This window comes from Micromonospora sp. ATCC 39149, assembly GCF_000158815.1.
Classification (GTDB): domain Bacteria; phylum Actinomycetota; class Actinomycetes; order Mycobacteriales; family Micromonosporaceae; genus Micromonospora.
Window position 1 is genome coordinate 2,251,464 of record NZ_GG657738.1, and the last position, 16,670, is coordinate 2,268,133.

Genomic DNA, 16,670 nt, shown 5'->3' on the forward strand with positions numbered 1-16,670 from the left:
GTCGGGCGGCGGCCCGGCACCGCAAGCACCGGTGCCGGGCCGCACAGCGACGGGCGGATCTTGGACTGTTCGGCCGGACAGCTGCTACCTGTCGGGCGATCGTTCCCATGTTCGACGGGATCTGCCGAGGGCACCACCGATCACCAGCACGAAAAGGCCCTGACCAGGCGAAACCCGGTCAGGGGCCTTCACCGTGTGTCCGGCCGTCAGCGGCCCGTGGCGGGTGTCTGCGCCGAGTGGTGCCGACGTTTCGGCACGGGTCAGTCGTGGCCAAGGGCGCGCTCGATGCGCCGCCGCAGCGCCTCGTCACCCCGTCAAGGCACCTGGCGCAGCCAGGCCGTGAGCCTCAGCCCGGGCAGGCCGCCGTGATCACCTACATCTAGAGCGTGCCACGATCCGCTCCACTCCCGCCTGACCCAGCCCCTCCTCGCGCAGCGCCGCGATCAGCAACGGGTCGAGGCTGTCGAGGAGAGCTGACACGTCGCGCCGAGGGATGGCGCTGGTGTCGGCGCGGAGGGTGAGGCGCGCGACGCCGGACCCCAGATCCGCCAGGACACCCAGCTTGACGTTGTAGCTTTCGAAGCCCTCGTTCCAGGTGACGCTGGTCTCCTCGGTCAGGTCGAGGATCGCCCGGTGGGCGCGTCCGTCGGCCTGCGGCACCGCTGGCTTGTCGCCCCAGGCCCGGACGTTGAGATAGCTGGACATCTCGAAGCGGCCTCCCCGCTCCCGCGCCACCTCGGCCTGCAGGTCGCGGTAGCGCGGAATGTCGTACAGACCGTGGCGCTGTGCGATCAGGGATGCCTGGGCGGTGGAGCGCACGATGTTCTCGAAGCGGCGCCCCGCCACGTCCACACACACGGCACCCATCTCGACCAGGGGGCCGACCAGACCCTGCAACCTCCGCGCGTGCCGATTGCTGACGATGACGGGCAGGCCGACGCTCGCCGTGCCGGACCAGGCACCGATGAGCGCGATGACGGCCGCCATCAGCACGATGGGAGGCGAGCAACGGCCGTACCGACGCGACAACAGGTGGATGGCGGCGAAGGACGCCCTCGACGACACCCTGCCCTCGCAGTAGCGAGGTGTGTCGGGTGGCGCGCTCGGCCGCGAGAAGAGCGTCGCGGGGAACCGGTGCATCTGCTTCCGCCAGTACTGAAGCGAGCGGTCGCACACCCGCCTGCCCATCTCGCCGGCCTCGAACTCCGCCTGATCGACGGGCTGCCAGTCACGGGAACCGCGACGGATCGGTTCGCCCGGATTGGTGAGCCCCAGTTCGTATCGCAACTCCGTGCGCAGGAGTGCGGCGGACCACATGTCGGCAACGATGTGGCTCATCCGCAACGACACCAGCCGAGCCGCGCCCTCTTCGGCGAGGATCACGGCGCGGAACGGCAGATCCCGCACTGCGAAGTCGAGCTGGGACATCTCGGCAGCGACCAGCGCAGCCGCGGTCTGGTCGAACCGGGAGACCGTCCACACCTCCACGGGGAGCGTTCCCGAGGTGAGCACCTTCTGCCGCAACCCCATCGGGGCCTCCCCGTCCTCGACGAATACAGTGCGCAGGGCCTCGAAACGGTTGACCAGGGCGCCAACCGCCCGTGCCGCGTGCTCCGGCCGCATCCCGATTTCCCCGGCGATCGGCTGCACGATGTCGATGCACATGTGCCGGCCGTCGGGCAGATTCGACAATGCGTCCCAGACCCACTGCTGCCCCCAGCTCAGCTGGGTCGTGACGGATCGCTCGCCGACAAAGTCCAACGGATACGGCCGACGTTCGACGGCTTCGTTCATACCTCTGCCCCCTTTGCGCCCACGAGCGCCCGCACCTGGCCGGGCCACCTCACCTGCACCACGAACTTCGGGAGACCGGATTTGTATAGTCGCGATCGCGGGCGCAGAACCGGGATGACTTGCGTCTGCCCTTTCCCGCGCATACCAAGACGTCCGATCACCGCTGATAAGATCGACGAATGTTCACCCCGGACAGCCGCGAGAACGTACGCCATCAGCTTGTCGAGCGCGCACAGGGCGATTCCAGGATCACCGCTGCGGCCCTGACCGGCTCGGCGGCTCGCAAGGCCGAGGACCAGTGGTCCGACATCGACCTGTTCCTCGGGGTGACCGGCGGGGCGACCACGCAGGTCCTGAGCGACTGGACCACCTACCTGTACGACGAACTCGGCGCGGTTCATCACTTCGACCTGCTCGCGGGGCCAGCCACCTACCGCGCGTTCCTGCTCGGTGATCTTCTTGAGGTGGACCTCGGCTTCACGCCGGCAAGTGCCTTCGGCCCGGTGGGCGACGGTGCGTTCGAGGTACTCTTCGGCCAGGCCGTGGGCCGCAAGCCGGCGGTCACCGACACCGACCACCTCGCCGGCCGCTGCTGGCATCACGTGCTGCACGCACACGTCTGCATCCAGCGCTCCACGCCATGGCAGGCGGAATACTGGATCAGCGCGCTGCGCGACAACACGCTGACGCTGATCTCGCATCGGCTCGGTCATCCGGGCGACTTCCTCAAGGGCGCCGACCAACTCCCGGCCGAGGCGACCTCGTCGCTGCGCGAGGCACTGGTCCGCGGCCTGGACGCCGCCGAGTTGTCCCGGGCGCTGAGGTCGGCGACCCACGCGTTCGTGGCCGAGTTGCGCCACCACGACTCCCGCCTGGCAGCCGTGCTGGGGCCACGCCTGATCGACGTCGTCACCGGCTGACCTCGGCTTCCAGACGTCCTCGGTCGACCTTGCCGTTCGCGTTGAGCGGCAGGCTCGGCAACCACACGAACCGGGCCGGAACCATGTGCGGCGGCAGTCTCTCGCTCAGCGCCCGTCGGAGCGCGGACGTGGCATCGGGTGCGCCGGTGTAGGCGGCGCAGAGCGTGCGCTGATCGCGCTCCACGACGACGACCGCGTCCTCGACCGTCGCCTGCCCACGCAGCAACGCCTCGATCTCGCCCGGCTCGACCCGGCGCCCGCCGAGTTGCACCTGCCGGTCGAGGCGGCCCAGGTGCACCAGTTCGCCGTGTTCCCACCGGACCCGGTCGCCCGTGCGGTACCAGTGCTCGGCGGTCAGGGCCGCCGGAGGCCCGAGGAAGCGGCCGGCGTTGTGCGCGGCGTCCAGGTATCCGCCGAAGCGCTGCGGCCCCCGCACACACAGCTCACCCTCCTCGGCGGCCCGGCCGTCCGCGCCCAGGACGAGCCCGTCGAGGTGGCGGTAGACCTGCCCGATGGGCACCGTGCCGTTGCTGGTCGTGGGCCAGTCGGCCGGATCGGCCGGTAACCGGTAGAACGTGCAGCCGACGGTCAGCTCGGTCGGGCCGTACACGTTGTCGATCGAGCTGTTCGGCGCGGCCGACTGCCAGGCTTCGGCGTGCTGCCAGGTCAACTGGTCGCCGATGAACGTGGACTGGCGCAGGCCGGGCATGGCACCCGGCTGCAACGTCCCGCGACCACGGGCGACGCTCACTGCGATCGGCACCGAGCACCAGTGGCTGAGGCGACGCTCGCGGACGTAACGCACCGGGGCGACGAGTTCCGAGCCGACCGGGACGACCAGAGCGGCGCCCGTGCCCCACGCGGCGAAGATGTCCAGCACGGACACGTCCCACGTGAGTTCCACGGTATGGGACAGACGGCTGTCGGCGGTCACCTCGTACCGTCCGATGTCGTGCTGGAGGAAGGCCACTGCATTGCGGTGGGTGACCGGCACGCCCTTGGGTGTGCCGGTGGAGCCGGACGTGAACAGGATCAGGGCGACGGTGTCCGGCTCGGGGCCGCCGCTGCGCACCCCGGGTCTCGCGGTGGACAGGTCGAGCTGAGTCGCACCCGAGCCGTCGAGGTTGTGCGTACCGTTCTCCTCCGCGAGCACGAGGCGGACTCCAGCCGACCGGATCATCTTGTGGAGCCGCTTCGGCGGGTCTCGCGGGTCCAGCGGCACGACCGGGGCACCGGCCCGGAGGGCCGCCAGGTAGGCGGCATAGCTGAACGGCGACCTGGTCACGAACAGCCCGACCGGCACCCCGGGCTCGATGCCGCCCTGGATGGTGCCGGACAGTTCCCACAGCTCGCGGTAGGTCACCACCGTCGTGGCGAAGTCGAGCGCCACCCGTCCAGGATGGTCGCGCACCGTGCGCGCGACGAGCTCAACCAGCGTGGCCGCGGTCATCGGGCCCCCCTTCACCGAAGGTCGCGTGGACGTGGCGCAACTCGGGGCGGCTGCTCGCGACCACCCGGCCGCCGGAGAGCAGCACCTCGGCGGGCATCGGGCGGCTGAGGAATCCGACCAGGCTGGCGGACAGCCCGTACGCGCCGACATTGGGAATGGCGAGGACCGTGCCGGAACGGGCCTCCGGCAGGGGCACGTCGCGGCCGAGCACGTCGAGCGGCGTGCAGCTCGGCCCGGCCAGGTCCACGCGGGTCACGTCGCTCGCGGTCTCCGCCGAGCCCACCGGCAGCGCCCGCATCGGCAGCAGCCGGCCCAGTCCCGTCATCCCGCCGAGGACGTTGATTCCGGCGTCCAGCACGGCGTACGTTCTTCCCCGCGTGTGTTTGACGTCGACGACAGTGGTCAGCAGTGTGCCGCACTCGGCGACCAGGTATCTGCCGGATTCGAACATCACCTCCGGGCGACCGGCGCGCCAGCCCGGGAAGGCGGCGTCCAGCCGCGTCTCCGCCTCCGCGCGCAGCCGCTGGTAGACGGGTCTGGATCCGGGTGCGGCGTACGGGGCACTGAACCCGCCGCCGAGGTCGACCACAGCGGGATCGAGCCGGCAGACCCGGGCGAGTTCGGCCGCCGTGTCGACGGCCGCGCGCAGTTCGTCGAGTAGCTGGTCCTCACCGCGCGCGTTGGTGATCGGGAACAGATGCAGACCGGTCACGCGCACGCGATCGGGCACCCGGTCCGGTGACCACTCGGTGGCCAGGGTCCCGGCGTCGATGCCGAACTGCGAGGCGGTACCGGTCATGCGCAGTCCCGATCCGCCGGCGGCACCTGGCCCGTTGACCCGCAGCAACGCCGTCAGATCGGCATCCTGCCCTGCCGCCGCCCGCCCGAGACGCTGCAGTTCCGAGAACGACTCGACCGAGAAGGCACGAACCCCGGCGGCGACCGCCTCTTCCAGTTCGGCGGGCGTCTTGGCGGGACCGGTGTAGAGCAGGTCCCCGCCGCCAGCGCCCGCCAGGAGCGCCGCGGCGAGTTCTCCCGCCGAGCTGACCTCCAGCCGGCAACCGGCCAGCCGCAACCGCCTGGCGATCACGGGATGCGGGTTGGCCTTCATCGAGTACAGCAGCGTCGACGGCGTGGGCAACGCCGCTCGCAGGTCGGCGTGCGCCTGGTCGATCCGGTCCAGATCGTAGACGTAGAGCGGGCTGCCGTACGCGGTGACGAGCGCCTCCCTGACCCGCTCATCCATGACGGGTGATCAATGAGACCGGCGCCGGACGGCCGCCGTGCCGGACCAGCGCCTCGACGCCCTCGCCCAGCTTCCAGTGGCTGCCGTGCGGCGACCGGCACGGTGGCCAGGCGGCCGGGTCCAGGACGCCCCACCGGGCCAGGACGGCCAGCGAGAGCGGGTCCGCGACCAGCCACTCGCCACCGACATCGAGTTCCGCCCAGGCATGAGTGTTGGAGAAGGGCTGGGTCAGCAGTATCCCGAATGCCATCCGGGCCGACACGCCGTAGGAGGCGGCCCGTTCGACCAGGAATCGGGCACCGGACTGGCAGTCGGCCAGTTTCGCGTCACGGAGGAAACCCGGGTCGTCGGCGAGCGCGTGCGGCAGCCGCGCGAAGTGCACGTCGTCCAGCTCCGCCAGCAGCTCGCGGTGAGCGCCGGTGAACTGGCTGACCCGACCGCCAGGCAGCTCCACCGTCAGGCGGCAGTGAGCTGCGCTCATCGGCGTGAACCGCGTGACGCGGTTGTTGCTGGCCAGCGAGGGTGCCAGCGTGAAGCCGCAGTCCCCGTCATGCCCGGGCGCGGGGCAGCGAGCGTGCAGATCGACCGTGCGGCGCACCACCGTCTCCCTCGCGCCGGCCTCGAGTGCTGCGCCCATCAGCATGATGGCGCTGCGCTGCGGCGAGGGCAGCCCGAGCTCCTCACAGGCATTGCGCAGGTCATTGGTGTAGAAGGTCGGTTCCGTGCCGTCGGTGCCGTGCGGGAAGCCGAGGGCGAGCAGCCGGTCGAGCAGTTCGTCGGGCATCCGGTGGAGCCGGCGGGCGCTCTCCCGGGACTCGGTGAAGGTGCGGTACCGGTCGGGAATCCGCCGGGCTCGCGCGACGACGATCGCCAGCGCCTCGTCGGTCGGGACGACGTCGACGGAAGCCATGTCGGCCGGAATCACGCCGAACCCAGGTGCCGCCGGACCACATGCCACAGGTCGCCGGGGGTGGCGAAGATATCGCCCAGCAACGCCTCGTCGGGGATGACCACCTCGTACGTGGCCTCGATCTCCGCGAGTAGCTGCACCGCCGCCAGCGAATCCAGCCCCGCCGCCATCAGGTCGGTTTCCGGTGTGAGTTGCCCGTCGTCGAGCAGCGGCACGGTCCGCCGAAGGATCTGCTCGAAGCCGGGGTCCAGGATGTCGTCGGTCATGCGGGTGTCGTCCCTTCAACCCCGCCCAGGACGAAGCTCGCCATCGTCCTGGACTTGCCGGGCTCATACCAGTTGAGGCAGGCCACCGCTGCGGTGCACCGCGCCGGAAACGTCAGCTCCACCTCGTCCACGTCGCCGACGCGTGGCGCCCATGCGTAGTCGAGGGTCACGTGCGGCAGCGGCGGCGGGCCGGGGCTGCCATACGGCGGATAGCCGGGGTACGCCTGCCACAGCGTCTCGGTGAGGGCGCGAAACGGCTCTGCGGGCTCCGGCTTCAGGTAGACCGTGCCGTCCTCGAACGTGTGTTGGGCACCGTCGACACTGAACGCGAACGGTCCGGTCCCGGCGAAGATGTCCTGCAGCCGGTCCAACAGCTCGGGACCGACCAGCTCGGCGGAGACGAACGGACCGAGCACGGTGACGTGAGCATGGACGGATTCCGGGTCGGCGAAGACGAACTCGGGCAGGGCACGCCGCATCCGTGGGCGGACCAGAGGCTCCAGCTCCGGCACCGGTATCACGATCGCTGAGTGGGCCATGCGGACTCCAGGAGGTCGGTCTCGATCGGATCGATGTCGGCAAATTGGCCGGTGGCGGCCTGCGCCGCCCAGAGGCGTGCATAGTGACCGTCCGCCGCGAGCAGATCGTCGTGCCGGCCAGTCTCGACGACCCGGCCGGCGTCCAGGACGACGATCCGGTCGGCGCGGGCCGCAGTGGCGAGCCGGTGCGCGATCACCACGGTGATACGGCCGCGACCAAGGCGTGCCATGGCGTCGAGCACGGCGGCCTCCGCGGCGGGGTCGAGCGCTGCCGTCGCCTCGTCGAGCAGCAATACATCCGGCTGCACCAACTCGGCGCGGGCCAGAGCGAGCAGTTGACGCTGCCCAGCCGACAGAGCCTGACCGCGCGTGCCGGTGGGATGCGCGTAGCCACCTGGCAGGCTGGCGATCACGGCATGGGCCGCCACCCGGCGTGCGGCGGCCTCGACCTCGGCCTCGGATGCGGCCGGACGTCCGTACGCGATGGCGTCCCGCACGGTCCCGGCCGACAGGTAGGGATCCTGCGCGACGATGCCGAGCCGCCGCCGATGTCCGGCCAGGTCGAGCTGCCGCAGGTCCACGCCGTCGACGAGGACGGCGCCCACGGTGGGGTCGTAGAAGCGGGCGATCAGTTTGACGAGGCTGGACTTTCCCGATCCGGTGCGGCCGACCAGCGCAACGGTTTCGTTCACCCGAAGCGCGAGTTCCACGTCGGCCAGCGCGGGCCGGTCCGCGCCGGGATAGGTGAAGCCGACCCCGCACAGCCGGATCTCGGCGGCGGGTCGTCGCGGCGGCAGCGCACCCGGCGCCCTCGGGGGGCGCACCGGTGCGCGCAGCAACGCGCGGAGTTGCGCGAAGCCCACCGCGGCCTGCCGATAGCGGTCCAGCACCTGCGAGAGGTCCTGGATCGGCGCGAAGACCAGATCGATGTAGAGGAAGAACGCCACCAGCACACCCGCGCTCAGGTCGCCGCTCGCCAGCCGGGCCGCCCCAACGACCAGCACGGCCACCCGGGCAAGGTCGCTGAGCAGGCCCGTGAACTGCAGATAGACGCTGACCAGCAGGTGGGCGCGCAGCCGTGAGTCTCGGTAGCCGCGCGACGCCGTGACATAGCGATCGCGCAGATCGCCGACCCGGCCGAACGCCTGCGCCACGCGCAGGCCGGCGATCACCTCGTGCAACGTGGCGTTCAGTGCCCCCACCTGACGCCTGGCCTCACCGTACGCGGGCATCGCGATCGCCCGGAACAGCCACGTCGCGAGCGCGGCGGCCAACAGCGCGACGACCGGCACCAGCGCCAGGCCGGCGTCGATGGTCAGCAGCGCGCCCAGGACCGTCACCAGCATCGCCGTGCTGACCAGCGCGACCGGCACACCGGCACGCAGGAAGTCGGCCAGCGCGTCGACGTCGGTGGTCATCCGGGTCAGCAACTGCCCGGTCGGCTCACGGTCGTAGAAGTCGAGTCCGAGCCGCTGCAAGTGGGCAAACGCCCGGACGCGCAGGAGCAGGAGCAGGCGCTCACCAGCGCTCGCTGCCGCGGTCGCACCGCCCCTGGCCGCCGCCCAGTTCACGCCGGCCACCACCAGCACCAGCAGCGCGACGGCGAGCAGCGCGGGACGGGAGCCGGCCAGCATCCCCTGGTCCACCCCTTCGCGGACCAGGGCGGGAATCGCCGTACGGGCTCCGATGTCGAGGAGGATCAGGACGAACGCCACGGCCAGCAACAGGCGTACGGGACGGACCAGGTCGGTCAGGGTGAGCGAGGGCGTGTCGTGCGCGAACGACGTGTCGACAGTCGCGGCATAGCGGTCTGCGATCTCGGATCGAGTGCCCTCCCCGGATTCCTGTGGACCGGGCGCGCGGCTGTCGTCGGCGGCGAAGACGGACCGGAAGGCCGCGCAGCGGCTCTCGACCTCCGCGAGCGGCCCGCAGTCCACGACGCGTCCCTCGTCGAGGACGACGACCCGGTCGGCCATCTCCAGCGTGGCGCGCCGACGGGCGATGAGGATCGTGGTCCGCGACGCTCTGCGGAGCCCGGCGCGAACGCGCTGCTCGGTCGCCACGTCCAGCGCGGACATGGCGTCGTCGAGGATCAGCAGGGACGGCCCGGGAAGGATCGCCCGGGCGATCGCGACCCGTTGGCGCTGCCCGCCCGACAGGCGCCCACCGCGCTCGCCGACAGGTGTGTCGTACCCCTTCGGCAGCCCGGCCACGAAGCCGGCCGCCGCGGCGTCGGCCGCCGCCTGGACCTGCTGCATCCCCGCGCCGGGCAGCCCGAACGCGATGTTCGCGAACACCGTGTCGTCGAACAGGAAGTCGTCCTCGAACACCAGGCCGAGCCGGGACCGCAGCCTCGCCGATCGGACCCGGGAGAGATCCACGCCGCCCACCAGAACTGCCCCGGCAGCCGGCCGATAGAACCGGGCGAGCAGTCCCAGCAGGGTGGACTTGCCGGAGCCGGCCGCGCCGACCACGGCCACGGTCTCCCCTGCCTCGACACGCAGCGACAGCCCCCTGAGCACCGGCGGGTCGTCGCCGTAGCCGAACCACACGTCGCGGAACTCCACGCTCAGCGGGCCGGGCGGCAGCGGGACAGACTCGTCGGGATCGCCGGTCTCCGGGGCGACGTCGATGACCGCGAAAACCCGCTCGGTGGCGGCCCTGGCCTGTTGCGCCACGGTGAGCAGCGGGGTCAGGCCGCGCAGCGGGGAGACCACCTGGTTCAGATAGACGCAGAACGCGAGGAAGGTCCCGATGCTCAGCCGACCCGACATCACCAGGAAACCGCCGAGGAGCAGCAGCGCACCCTGCCAGAGAAGCGGCACGGCCTGCAGCGCCGATGCGTAGCGGCTCTGCAGCCGGGCCACCGCCATCCGTGCGGAGTAGAGCTCCCGGCACTGCTCCTCAAGCTCCGCCAGCTCGCGCGCCTCCTGGGCGAACCCTTTCACGATGACGACGCCGGACACCGCGGCCTCGACCCGGCCGGTGATCTCAGCGGCGCGCTGCTGCGCCGCCGAGGCCACCGGAAACAGACGCCCCGGTGCCCGGTGCGCCATCAACCACAACGCCGGCACCATGGCCACCGCGAACAGGGTCAGCCAGGGCGACAAGACCGCCATCGCGGCGAAGACCAGGAGAAACAGCAGACCGTCGCCCACGAGAACTGGCAGCGCCGCGATCGCCCCCTGCACCAGAGCCAGGTCGGCGACCGTACGGCTGACGACCTGCCCCGTGTTCAGGCGGTCCTGCCCCGGGCCGTCCAGGGCGGCGAGCGCGTCGAACGCGTCCGTACGCAGTTCGTGTGTCACGTCCAGGGCGATCCGACCGGCGCAGTACGTGCTCACCAGGGTGATCGCGTACCGCAGGAGGGCGAACGCCACGAGCAGCCCGGCCCACCATCCGACGCCCGGGCTGTCGATCCCCGCGAACAAGTCGTCCACTGCCGTACGTAGGACCAACGGCGTCGCCACGGCGACCACCTGCGCGAGGATCACGCCGACCAGCAGCGCCGCCAGCGGACGCCGGTGCCGCAGGCAGTACCGCGCGAGCCGGAACCGCCATGATCGGTGTTCCTGTTGTGGCATCAGGCCGCACACGCCTTGCACAACTCGTCGAACGTACAGGTCAGTAGCGTTTCCAGGGGTGGCCGCAACCCCCAGGTGAGCTCGATCCGGTTGGCGAGCATGGTGGCGATCAGCGAGTTGCCGCCGACTTCGAGCAGCCGGTCCTGTGGACGGATCTCGTCCACGTCGAGCAACTCCTGCCACATCTCGCCGAGCGTGCTTCGGACATCGGCGGCGGCATCTTCGCTCATCACGCCTCCCCATCCCAGAGCACGGGGCAGATCTCGGGATCGGAGTAGTCCGGATTGCCCGCCTCGTCGGTACGGCACAACACGTCGTTGAAATGGGACAGCCGGTTTCCCTTCTCGTCCGTGTTCGGCACGTAACGATTCGTGTGGTCCTGCATGTGCACGGCGAGCGCGATCCGCGGACGGTCTGCGGCGTTGCGCCGGCTGCCGTGGATGGTGCGGCAATGGTGGAAGCTGACCTGGCCGAGCCGCAGCAGCAGGGAGACGGGCTCCAAGCTGCCGCCAGGTCGCCGTATCCGCTTCTCGATCTCCCGGTGGTCGGTTTCGTGGAAGAACTCCAGGTGGTCGTTGCCGTCCCAGCGGTGGCTGCCGTCCAACACCTGCATCGGCGCCAGGTCCTCGTCGACGTCCTGGAAGGCAATCCAGGCGGTGATCAGTTCGCGGGAGGAGCAGGTCTTCCAGTACGCGATGTCGGTGTGCCAGCCGACGTTGCTGTGCTCCGGTGACAGCCCGGGTGGCTTGTAGATCAGCTGGTCGTGGAAGAGACGAACGGTGGGGGTGCGGGCGAGGGTGGCTGCGGTCGCTGCGACCAGCGGGTGGTGGACCAGGCGGCGTAGCTCCTCGACTTGCAGCGAGACGTAGTCGTTCTGCCGCAGCACGTTGCCGCGGCTTTCGTTCCAGTCGGTGCCCAGCTCGACGAGCAGGTGGGCGTCCCGTTCGCCGCTGTAGTACCGGTCGATGCCGAAGCGGGCTTCCTCGATCTCCTCCGGCGTGAGCAGCGGTGGCGAGATCCACCACCCGTGCTCCTGGTAGAACCGGACGTCGTCCTCGCTGGGCAGCAACGCGGCCTGGGCGTCGGTGAGCATCATGGCGACCTCCTCTCGTACGCCGGGGACCACGCCCCGACAGGGCTGAGTACCTCGACCGGCGCCAGCTCGGTCACAGGACGGAGGGTGGGTTCTCCGGGTTCCCGCCGCAACGCGTTCGGCAGCGGTTCGCCGAACAGGACGTCGTATCTGCTCACCGGTGTTTCCGGACTGTCGCAGAGATCGATCAGGATCTCCTGGTAGACCTGCAGGGCCTGAGCCACGACGCCGTCGCCGAGCGCGTCCGGCGGGTAGAGGGCGGACAGGGTCAGGGCGCCGTTCACCTCGCGGACGAAGAACGTCAGCCGCGCGGGCGTGGCCGCCGGCACGCCGGCGGTCTCATCGTCGAGATAGAGACCGGTGACGTCACACCCCGTGAGCCGCAGCGCGTCCATCGGATAGCGATCCATGAGGAACATCGCCTCCGGCACCGCTGCTCCGGCCCAGCCCAATTCGACGCCGAGCCGGTCGAGCAGCGCCGGAAACGGAAGCCGCTGATGGTCGAGCACGGCCAGCATGGTCGCGGAGGTGCGCAGGAGACACTCGGCGAGCGACGGGTCGCCGCGCAGGTCGGTGCTGGTCAACAGCGGGTTGTAGTGGGCACCCAGAACTGTCGCGCTGGACGCGGTAGGCCGATTCGCGGCCAGCGTGCCGACGATCAGCTCGGTCGCTCCGGTCCAGCTCAGCAGCAGCGCCTTGAACGCGGCGAGCAGCAGGACGAACGGGGACACCACCGCGTCGCGGGCCACCCCCCGGATCTGGCTCACCAGGTCGGCGGGCAACGCGACGACCTGCCGGCTCAGGTGTGTTCCGGTGCCGTCGTCGGCCGTGCGGGGAAGACCGCAGCGCGGGCTCGCGGTACGTAGGCGGGCCCGCCACCACTCCGTCTCCTGATCGGCGGCGGCGCTCGCGAGCCAGTCCCACTGGTCCCGCGCCTGCTCGGCGCAGCTGATCAGCGGCCGCTCCGGCGCCGGGTCCCGGCCGTCGAGCCGGGCCGCGTAGCTACCGCTCAACGCGAGACCCAGGGTGTGCAGCGACCATCCGTCGGCAGCGATGTGGTGAAGCGTCAGCAGCAGTACGTGCGTCGGCCCGCCTGCGGGCACGTCGCCGTCATCGCCGGGGCTGACCAGCAGCAGCGCCACCCGGATCGGCACCTCGGTGGCGAGATCGAAACCCCGGCGCCGCTGTTCGTCAGCCATCCGGGCGGCCTCGGGCAGCCCGGACACGGTCCTAGGCGAAAGATCGAGGCACGCGGTGGCCGCACCCCGTTCCACCACCATGGCCACGGGTTCCCCGGCCACAGTCGGGTAGAGGGTCCGCAGCGGCTCGTGCACCTGGATGAGGTCGTCGAACGCCCCGGCCAGCGCGGCCACGTCCAGCGGGCCGGTCACCAGCAGCGCGTAGCTCAGATTCAGCGCGGCGGGCACCCGGCTACAGCGGTCCAGTACCCAGATCTCCCGCTGCGCGGAGGTGAGCTGCCCGGACCGGTCGGTCCGGGCAGGGCCTGCGGCGTGCCGGGTCACGGCCGTACCGCGTAGAGGAAGTGCACCGGGGTGCCCGCGTGCAACGGGTCCTGCTCCGTGGTGACCCGGTAGCCGTGCCCGGTCAGTAGCGCGGCGATGCTGGCGACCCGGTTGTCCAGGTCGTGCGCCTCGACCACGATCTGCCCGATGCGGTCCCAGTCCGCCGCGGCGATGCCGTCGAGCACCTCGAGCTCCGCCTTCTGCACATCGATCTTGAGCAGGTCGACGTGCTCCACCCCGGTCTCCGCCAGCGCCTGGCTGAGCGTTCGCCGGGACACGGTGAACGTGGTCGCCCGCAGCCGCTCGTCGAGGTACTCGCCGGAGCCCGCCAGCATGCCGCTGGCTTCGTCGGCGAGGCGCGACAGGTTCGACAGGATGCCGGAGAGCAGGCGGCGCTCCTGGGCGTCGTCGGGATGGAACGAGGACATGCCGGTGAGGTTGGGATAGAACGTCAGCTCCGCGGTGTCCGCCCGAGCGCCGAGCCCGTACGGGAAGATCTGCACGTTGGGCAGCTTCTCGGTGTTGCCGCGCAGCGCCTCGAACAAGGGCGGACACGGCTCGAACGCGTACACCCGGGAAGTGGGGGAACGGTCGAGGGCGTAGCGGGTGAAGAGTCCGATGTGTGCGCCGACGTCGAAGATCACGCCGTCGTCGGGGTAGCGGATGCCGCCCCGGTCGTACGTGCGGTGCTCGAACACGTCGCGGTAGAGGTAGCGGGACTCCGCAGGTTGCAAACAGAGGACGGTGCGATTGTCGGGCAGGGTCAGCGTGCGCAGTTGTGGGACGGTGACCGGCTGCTCCGCGACAGCCGGCGCGGTGGACCCTGTCGGCTGGACCGCGCGGGCCGCCCGCTGACCGTCGACCTCGCGTGCGACCGCCGCCACGGTCGTGCCGCGCAGCAGGTTGCGCAACGGAAGCGTCACCGAGAACCGCTCGTTGATCTGGGCCACCACCTGGATTCCGACCAGCGAGTGCCCGCCCAGATCGATGAAGTTGTCGTCGCGGGCAACCGGGCGACCCAGCGCCGCCGACCAGATCTGCGCGATCACTTCCTCGGTCTCGCCGAGCGCGGACTCGCCGCCTGCGGTCAGCGCCGCCTCGGGCGGCGGCGGCAGGGCCCTGCGGTCGACCTTGCCGGTCGAGGTGAGCGGCAGCGACGTCGTGTGCACGATCGCCGTGGTCGCGGGGACCATGTGGTCCGGGATGCGTTCCAGCAGCATCTGGCGGATGCGGGACGGCGTGGGCTCGCCTTCGGATTCGGTGATCACATGGGCCACCAGTTGCCGGCCCAGGCCCTGCGAATGATGCACGGTGGCAGCGGCGCGCCGAATCCCGGGTATGCGCAGCAGGTTCGCCTCCACCTCGCCGAGTTCGATCCGGTATCCACGGATCTTGACCTGGTCGTCCTGCCGTCCGAGGAATTCGATCGTTCCGTCGGCCAGGAACCGGCCCCGGTCGCCGGTGCGGTAGATGCGGCCGTGGGGCAGGAACGGGTCCTCCGTGAAGCGTTCCGCCGTGGCTTCTTCGTGGAGGTATCCGCGAGCCGGCGCGACGCCACCGATGTAGATCTCGCCCGGCACACCGGCCGGGACCGGTGATCCCCACGGATCGAGCAGGTAGATGCGGACGTTGGCGATCGGCCGGCCGATCGGTGGCGTCTCCGGCCACCGCGTGCTCGACTCCTCCAACCGGTACGCGGTCGCCACATGGGTCTCGGTGGGGCCGTACTGGTTGTCCAGTTGGCAGTCGAGCCGGTGGAAGAGTCGCCGCACCGGCATGGATATCTGTAGCTGTTCGCCGGCGACGATGACCTCGCGCAGCGTGGGCAGGTTGAACTGGGCCGTGTTGGCGGTGACCGCTAGCTGGTCCAGGCTCACCGGGGGCAGGAACGCCCGGGCGATCCGGTGACGCTCGATGAAGCCGGGCAACTGCGAGACATCGTCGCGGACATCGTCCGGGGTCACCACGAGGCTGCCGCCGAAGCCGAGGGTGGAGAAGATCTCCTGGAAGGAGACGTCGAAGCCGATCGACGTGCGCTGCATGGTGCGCCGGCCAGCCGGATCCTCACCCCGGTCGCGCTGCCAGGTCACGAGGTTGACCAGCGTCCGGTGGGTCATCGCGACGCCCTTGGGCCGGCCTGTGGATCCCGAGGTGAACATGACGTAGGCGAGGTCGTCGCCGTCGACCCGGACCTGCGGCGCGGTGTCCGGCTGCCGGTCGATCGCGGCACCGGCGCGGTCAAGTTCGATGAGTTCGGGGCCCGGCCTGGGGATCAGGTCGCCGAGCGTGGACTGGGTGACCATCAGGTCCATTTCGGCGTCTTCGATGACCATCTTGTTCCGCGCCGCGGGGAAGGTGGCCACCACGGGGACCACGGCCGCGCCGGATTTCAGGATTGCCAGGACCGCGACGAGCAGGTCGACCGAGGCGGCTACGCAGAGTCCGACGCACGAACCCGGGCCTGCGCCGCGTTCGGTCAGGTAGTGGGCCAGGCGGTTGGCGCGCGCGTCGAGCTCCCGATAGGTCAGGGTGCTGTCGTCGAGCACGACCGCCTCGGCGTCGGGGTACCGCCGTACCGCCTCGGCGACCAGGTCGGTCAGGGCACGCGCGTCGGCGGCCGAGACCGGCCCGCCGCTCCAGACATCAATGATCTGCTGACGTTCCCCGTCACCCAGATAGTCGATGTCGCGCATCGCGCCGGCGGTCCGCGACGCGGTCGCCAGGAACCGCAGCAGGTGCCGGCCGAACCGGACGACCGTCTCCTCCTCCTGCACGACGGCGTTGTATTCCAGGCGCAGCGCCGCCCCGGTGACGGTCACCGAGACGTCGTGCCGTGTGTCCGCCGGTGCCTCGGCCTGCGTGCCGGCGTTCAGCAGCACAGCGAACCACGGGTTACGGTTGGTGACGCCGTCCAGGCCGAGTTCACCGGTCAGGGCGTCCAGGGACCGCGTGTGAGCGCACGTCTCGGCCAGCGCCGCGGATGCGTTGCCCAGGACGGTGTCGAACGAGTCGTCCGGGCCCACCGGCACCGCCACGGGCAGCGCGGTGCCGTCGATGACACAGCCGATCACGATCGTCTGCGGTTCGGCGGACCCGCTGTAGCGGAACAGCACCGCGGCGATCGTCGCGAGCCAGGTGGCCCGGATCTGTTGGGTGTCGCCGGCATCGACGCTATCCACGGCAAGCGGCAGTTCCACCTGGAGGCTACGGCGGCGGTAGATCTTCGAACGGCGGCGGAACAGCGGCGGTCCGGCCTCCCGCACCGCGCTTCGGAGCCGGTCGGTCCACCGGGTCAGATCGTGCTGGGCAGTGAGGTTATCGGTCTGCGTCACTGAGCTTCCCCCC

The 16,670-nt window shown here is 70.6% G+C and carries 12 protein-coding genes; 1 reads left to right on the forward strand and 11 read right to left on the reverse strand.

Annotated elements, in window-relative coordinates:
- Positions 1-369: 369 nt before the first annotated feature.
- A complete protein-coding gene (locus tag MCAG_RS09345) occupies positions 370-1,794 on the reverse strand; it encodes a condensation domain-containing protein (protein WP_083802232.1) in 1,425 nt (474 codons plus the stop codon).
- 179 nt (positions 1,795-1,973) lie between these two features.
- Here MCAG_RS09345 and MCAG_RS09350 point away from each other — a divergent pair, with 179 nt between their 5' ends.
- Positions 1,974-2,714, forward strand: coding sequence for a hypothetical protein (locus tag MCAG_RS09350; RefSeq protein ID WP_007072722.1), 741 nt, complete (start codon positions 1,974-1,976; stop codon positions 2,712-2,714).
- On the opposite strand, the gene MCAG_RS09355 is transcribed toward MCAG_RS09350, so the two are convergent.
- The 10 genes from MCAG_RS09355 to MCAG_RS09400 are packed head-to-tail and all read right to left on the reverse strand — an operon-like array spanning position 2,704 to position 16,657.
- Positions 2,704-4,164 (reverse strand): AMP-binding protein, encoded by a 1,461-nt coding sequence (locus MCAG_RS09355; RefSeq protein WP_007072723.1) that lies wholly within the window; start codon positions 4,162-4,164, stop codon positions 2,704-2,706. The genes MCAG_RS09350 and MCAG_RS09355 overlap by 11 nt on opposite strands.
- The gene (locus MCAG_RS09360; protein WP_007072724.1) at positions 4,142-5,410 is read right to left on the reverse strand and encodes an orn/DAP/Arg decarboxylase 2; all 1,269 of its coding nucleotides are present in this window, start codon (positions 5,408-5,410) and stop codon (positions 4,142-4,144) included. The genes MCAG_RS09355 and MCAG_RS09360 overlap by 23 nt, the downstream gene beginning before the upstream one ends.
- A complete protein-coding gene (locus MCAG_RS09365) occupies positions 5,403-6,320 on the reverse strand; it encodes a transglutaminase domain-containing protein (RefSeq protein WP_157547966.1) in 918 nt (305 codons plus the stop codon). Before MCAG_RS09365 ends, MCAG_RS09360 begins: the two co-directional genes overlap by 8 nt.
- 11 nt (positions 6,321-6,331) lie before the next feature.
- Positions 6,332-6,586 carry an acyl carrier protein gene (locus MCAG_RS09370; protein ID WP_198141527.1) on the reverse strand — a complete coding sequence of 85 codons (255 nt, stop codon included), beginning with the start codon at positions 6,584-6,586 and terminating at the stop codon, positions 6,332-6,334.
- Positions 6,583-7,125, reverse strand: a complete 543-nt coding sequence (locus MCAG_RS09375; protein ID WP_007072726.1) for a 2'-5' RNA ligase family protein — start codon at positions 7,123-7,125, stop codon at positions 6,583-6,585. The genes MCAG_RS09370 and MCAG_RS09375 overlap by 4 nt, the downstream gene beginning before the upstream one ends.
- Positions 7,104-10,709 carry an ABC transporter ATP-binding protein gene (locus MCAG_RS09380; RefSeq protein ID WP_050778167.1) on the reverse strand — a complete coding sequence of 1,202 codons (3,606 nt, stop codon included), beginning with the start codon at positions 10,707-10,709 and terminating at the stop codon, positions 7,104-7,106. Before MCAG_RS09380 ends, MCAG_RS09375 begins: the two co-directional genes overlap by 22 nt.
- Positions 10,709-10,939, reverse strand: a complete 231-nt coding sequence (locus MCAG_RS09385) for a phosphopantetheine-binding protein (protein ID WP_036372940.1) — start codon at positions 10,937-10,939, stop codon at positions 10,709-10,711. The genes MCAG_RS09380 and MCAG_RS09385 overlap by 1 nt, the downstream gene beginning before the upstream one ends.
- Complete coding sequence (locus MCAG_RS09390; RefSeq protein WP_036376752.1) at positions 10,939-11,805, reverse strand: phytanoyl-CoA dioxygenase family protein; 867 nt, start codon at positions 11,803-11,805, stop codon at positions 10,939-10,941. The genes MCAG_RS09385 and MCAG_RS09390 overlap by 1 nt, the downstream gene beginning before the upstream one ends.
- Positions 11,802-13,325 (reverse strand): condensation domain-containing protein, encoded by a 1,524-nt coding sequence (locus MCAG_RS09395; RefSeq protein ID WP_007072729.1) that lies wholly within the window; start codon positions 13,323-13,325, stop codon positions 11,802-11,804. Before MCAG_RS09395 ends, MCAG_RS09390 begins: the two co-directional genes overlap by 4 nt.
- Entirely contained in the window at positions 13,322-16,657 is a 3,336-nt protein-coding gene (locus MCAG_RS09400; protein ID WP_007072730.1) for an amino acid adenylation domain-containing protein, read from the reverse strand. Before MCAG_RS09400 ends, MCAG_RS09395 begins: the two co-directional genes overlap by 4 nt.
- Between the last annotated feature and the right edge of the window lie 13 nt (positions 16,658-16,670).

Excerpts from the sequence above, each read along its gene's own strand:
- MCAG_RS09345 (WP_083802232.1), bottom strand. The coding sequence starts at position 1,794 with ATGAACGAAGCCGTCGAACGTCGGCCGTATCCGTTGGACTTTGTCGGC.
- MCAG_RS09350 (WP_007072722.1), top strand. The coding sequence starts at position 1,974 with ATGTTCACCCCGGACAGCCGCGAGAACGTACGCCATCAGCTTGTCGAG.
- MCAG_RS09355 (WP_007072723.1), bottom strand. The coding sequence starts at position 4,164 with ATGACCGCGGCCACGCTGGTTGAGCTCGTCGCGCGCACGGTGCGCGAC.
- MCAG_RS09360 (WP_007072724.1), bottom strand. The coding sequence starts at position 5,410 with ATGGATGAGCGGGTCAGGGAGGCGCTCGTCACCGCGTACGGCAGCCCG.
- MCAG_RS09365 (WP_157547966.1), bottom strand. The coding sequence starts at position 6,320 with ATGGCTTCCGTCGACGTCGTCCCGACCGACGAGGCGCTGGCGATCGTC.
- MCAG_RS09370 (WP_198141527.1), bottom strand. The coding sequence starts at position 6,586 with ATGACCGACGACATCCTGGACCCCGGCTTCGAGCAGATCCTTCGGCGG.
- MCAG_RS09375 (WP_007072726.1), bottom strand. The coding sequence starts at position 7,125 with ATGGCCCACTCAGCGATCGTGATACCGGTGCCGGAGCTGGAGCCTCTG.
- MCAG_RS09380 (WP_050778167.1), bottom strand. The coding sequence starts at position 10,709 with ATGCCACAACAGGAACACCGATCATGGCGGTTCCGGCTCGCGCGGTAC.
- MCAG_RS09385 (WP_036372940.1), bottom strand. The coding sequence starts at position 10,939 with ATGAGCGAAGATGCCGCCGCCGATGTCCGAAGCACGCTCGGCGAGATG.
- MCAG_RS09390 (WP_036376752.1), bottom strand. The coding sequence starts at position 11,805 with ATGATGCTCACCGACGCCCAGGCCGCGTTGCTGCCCAGCGAGGACGAC.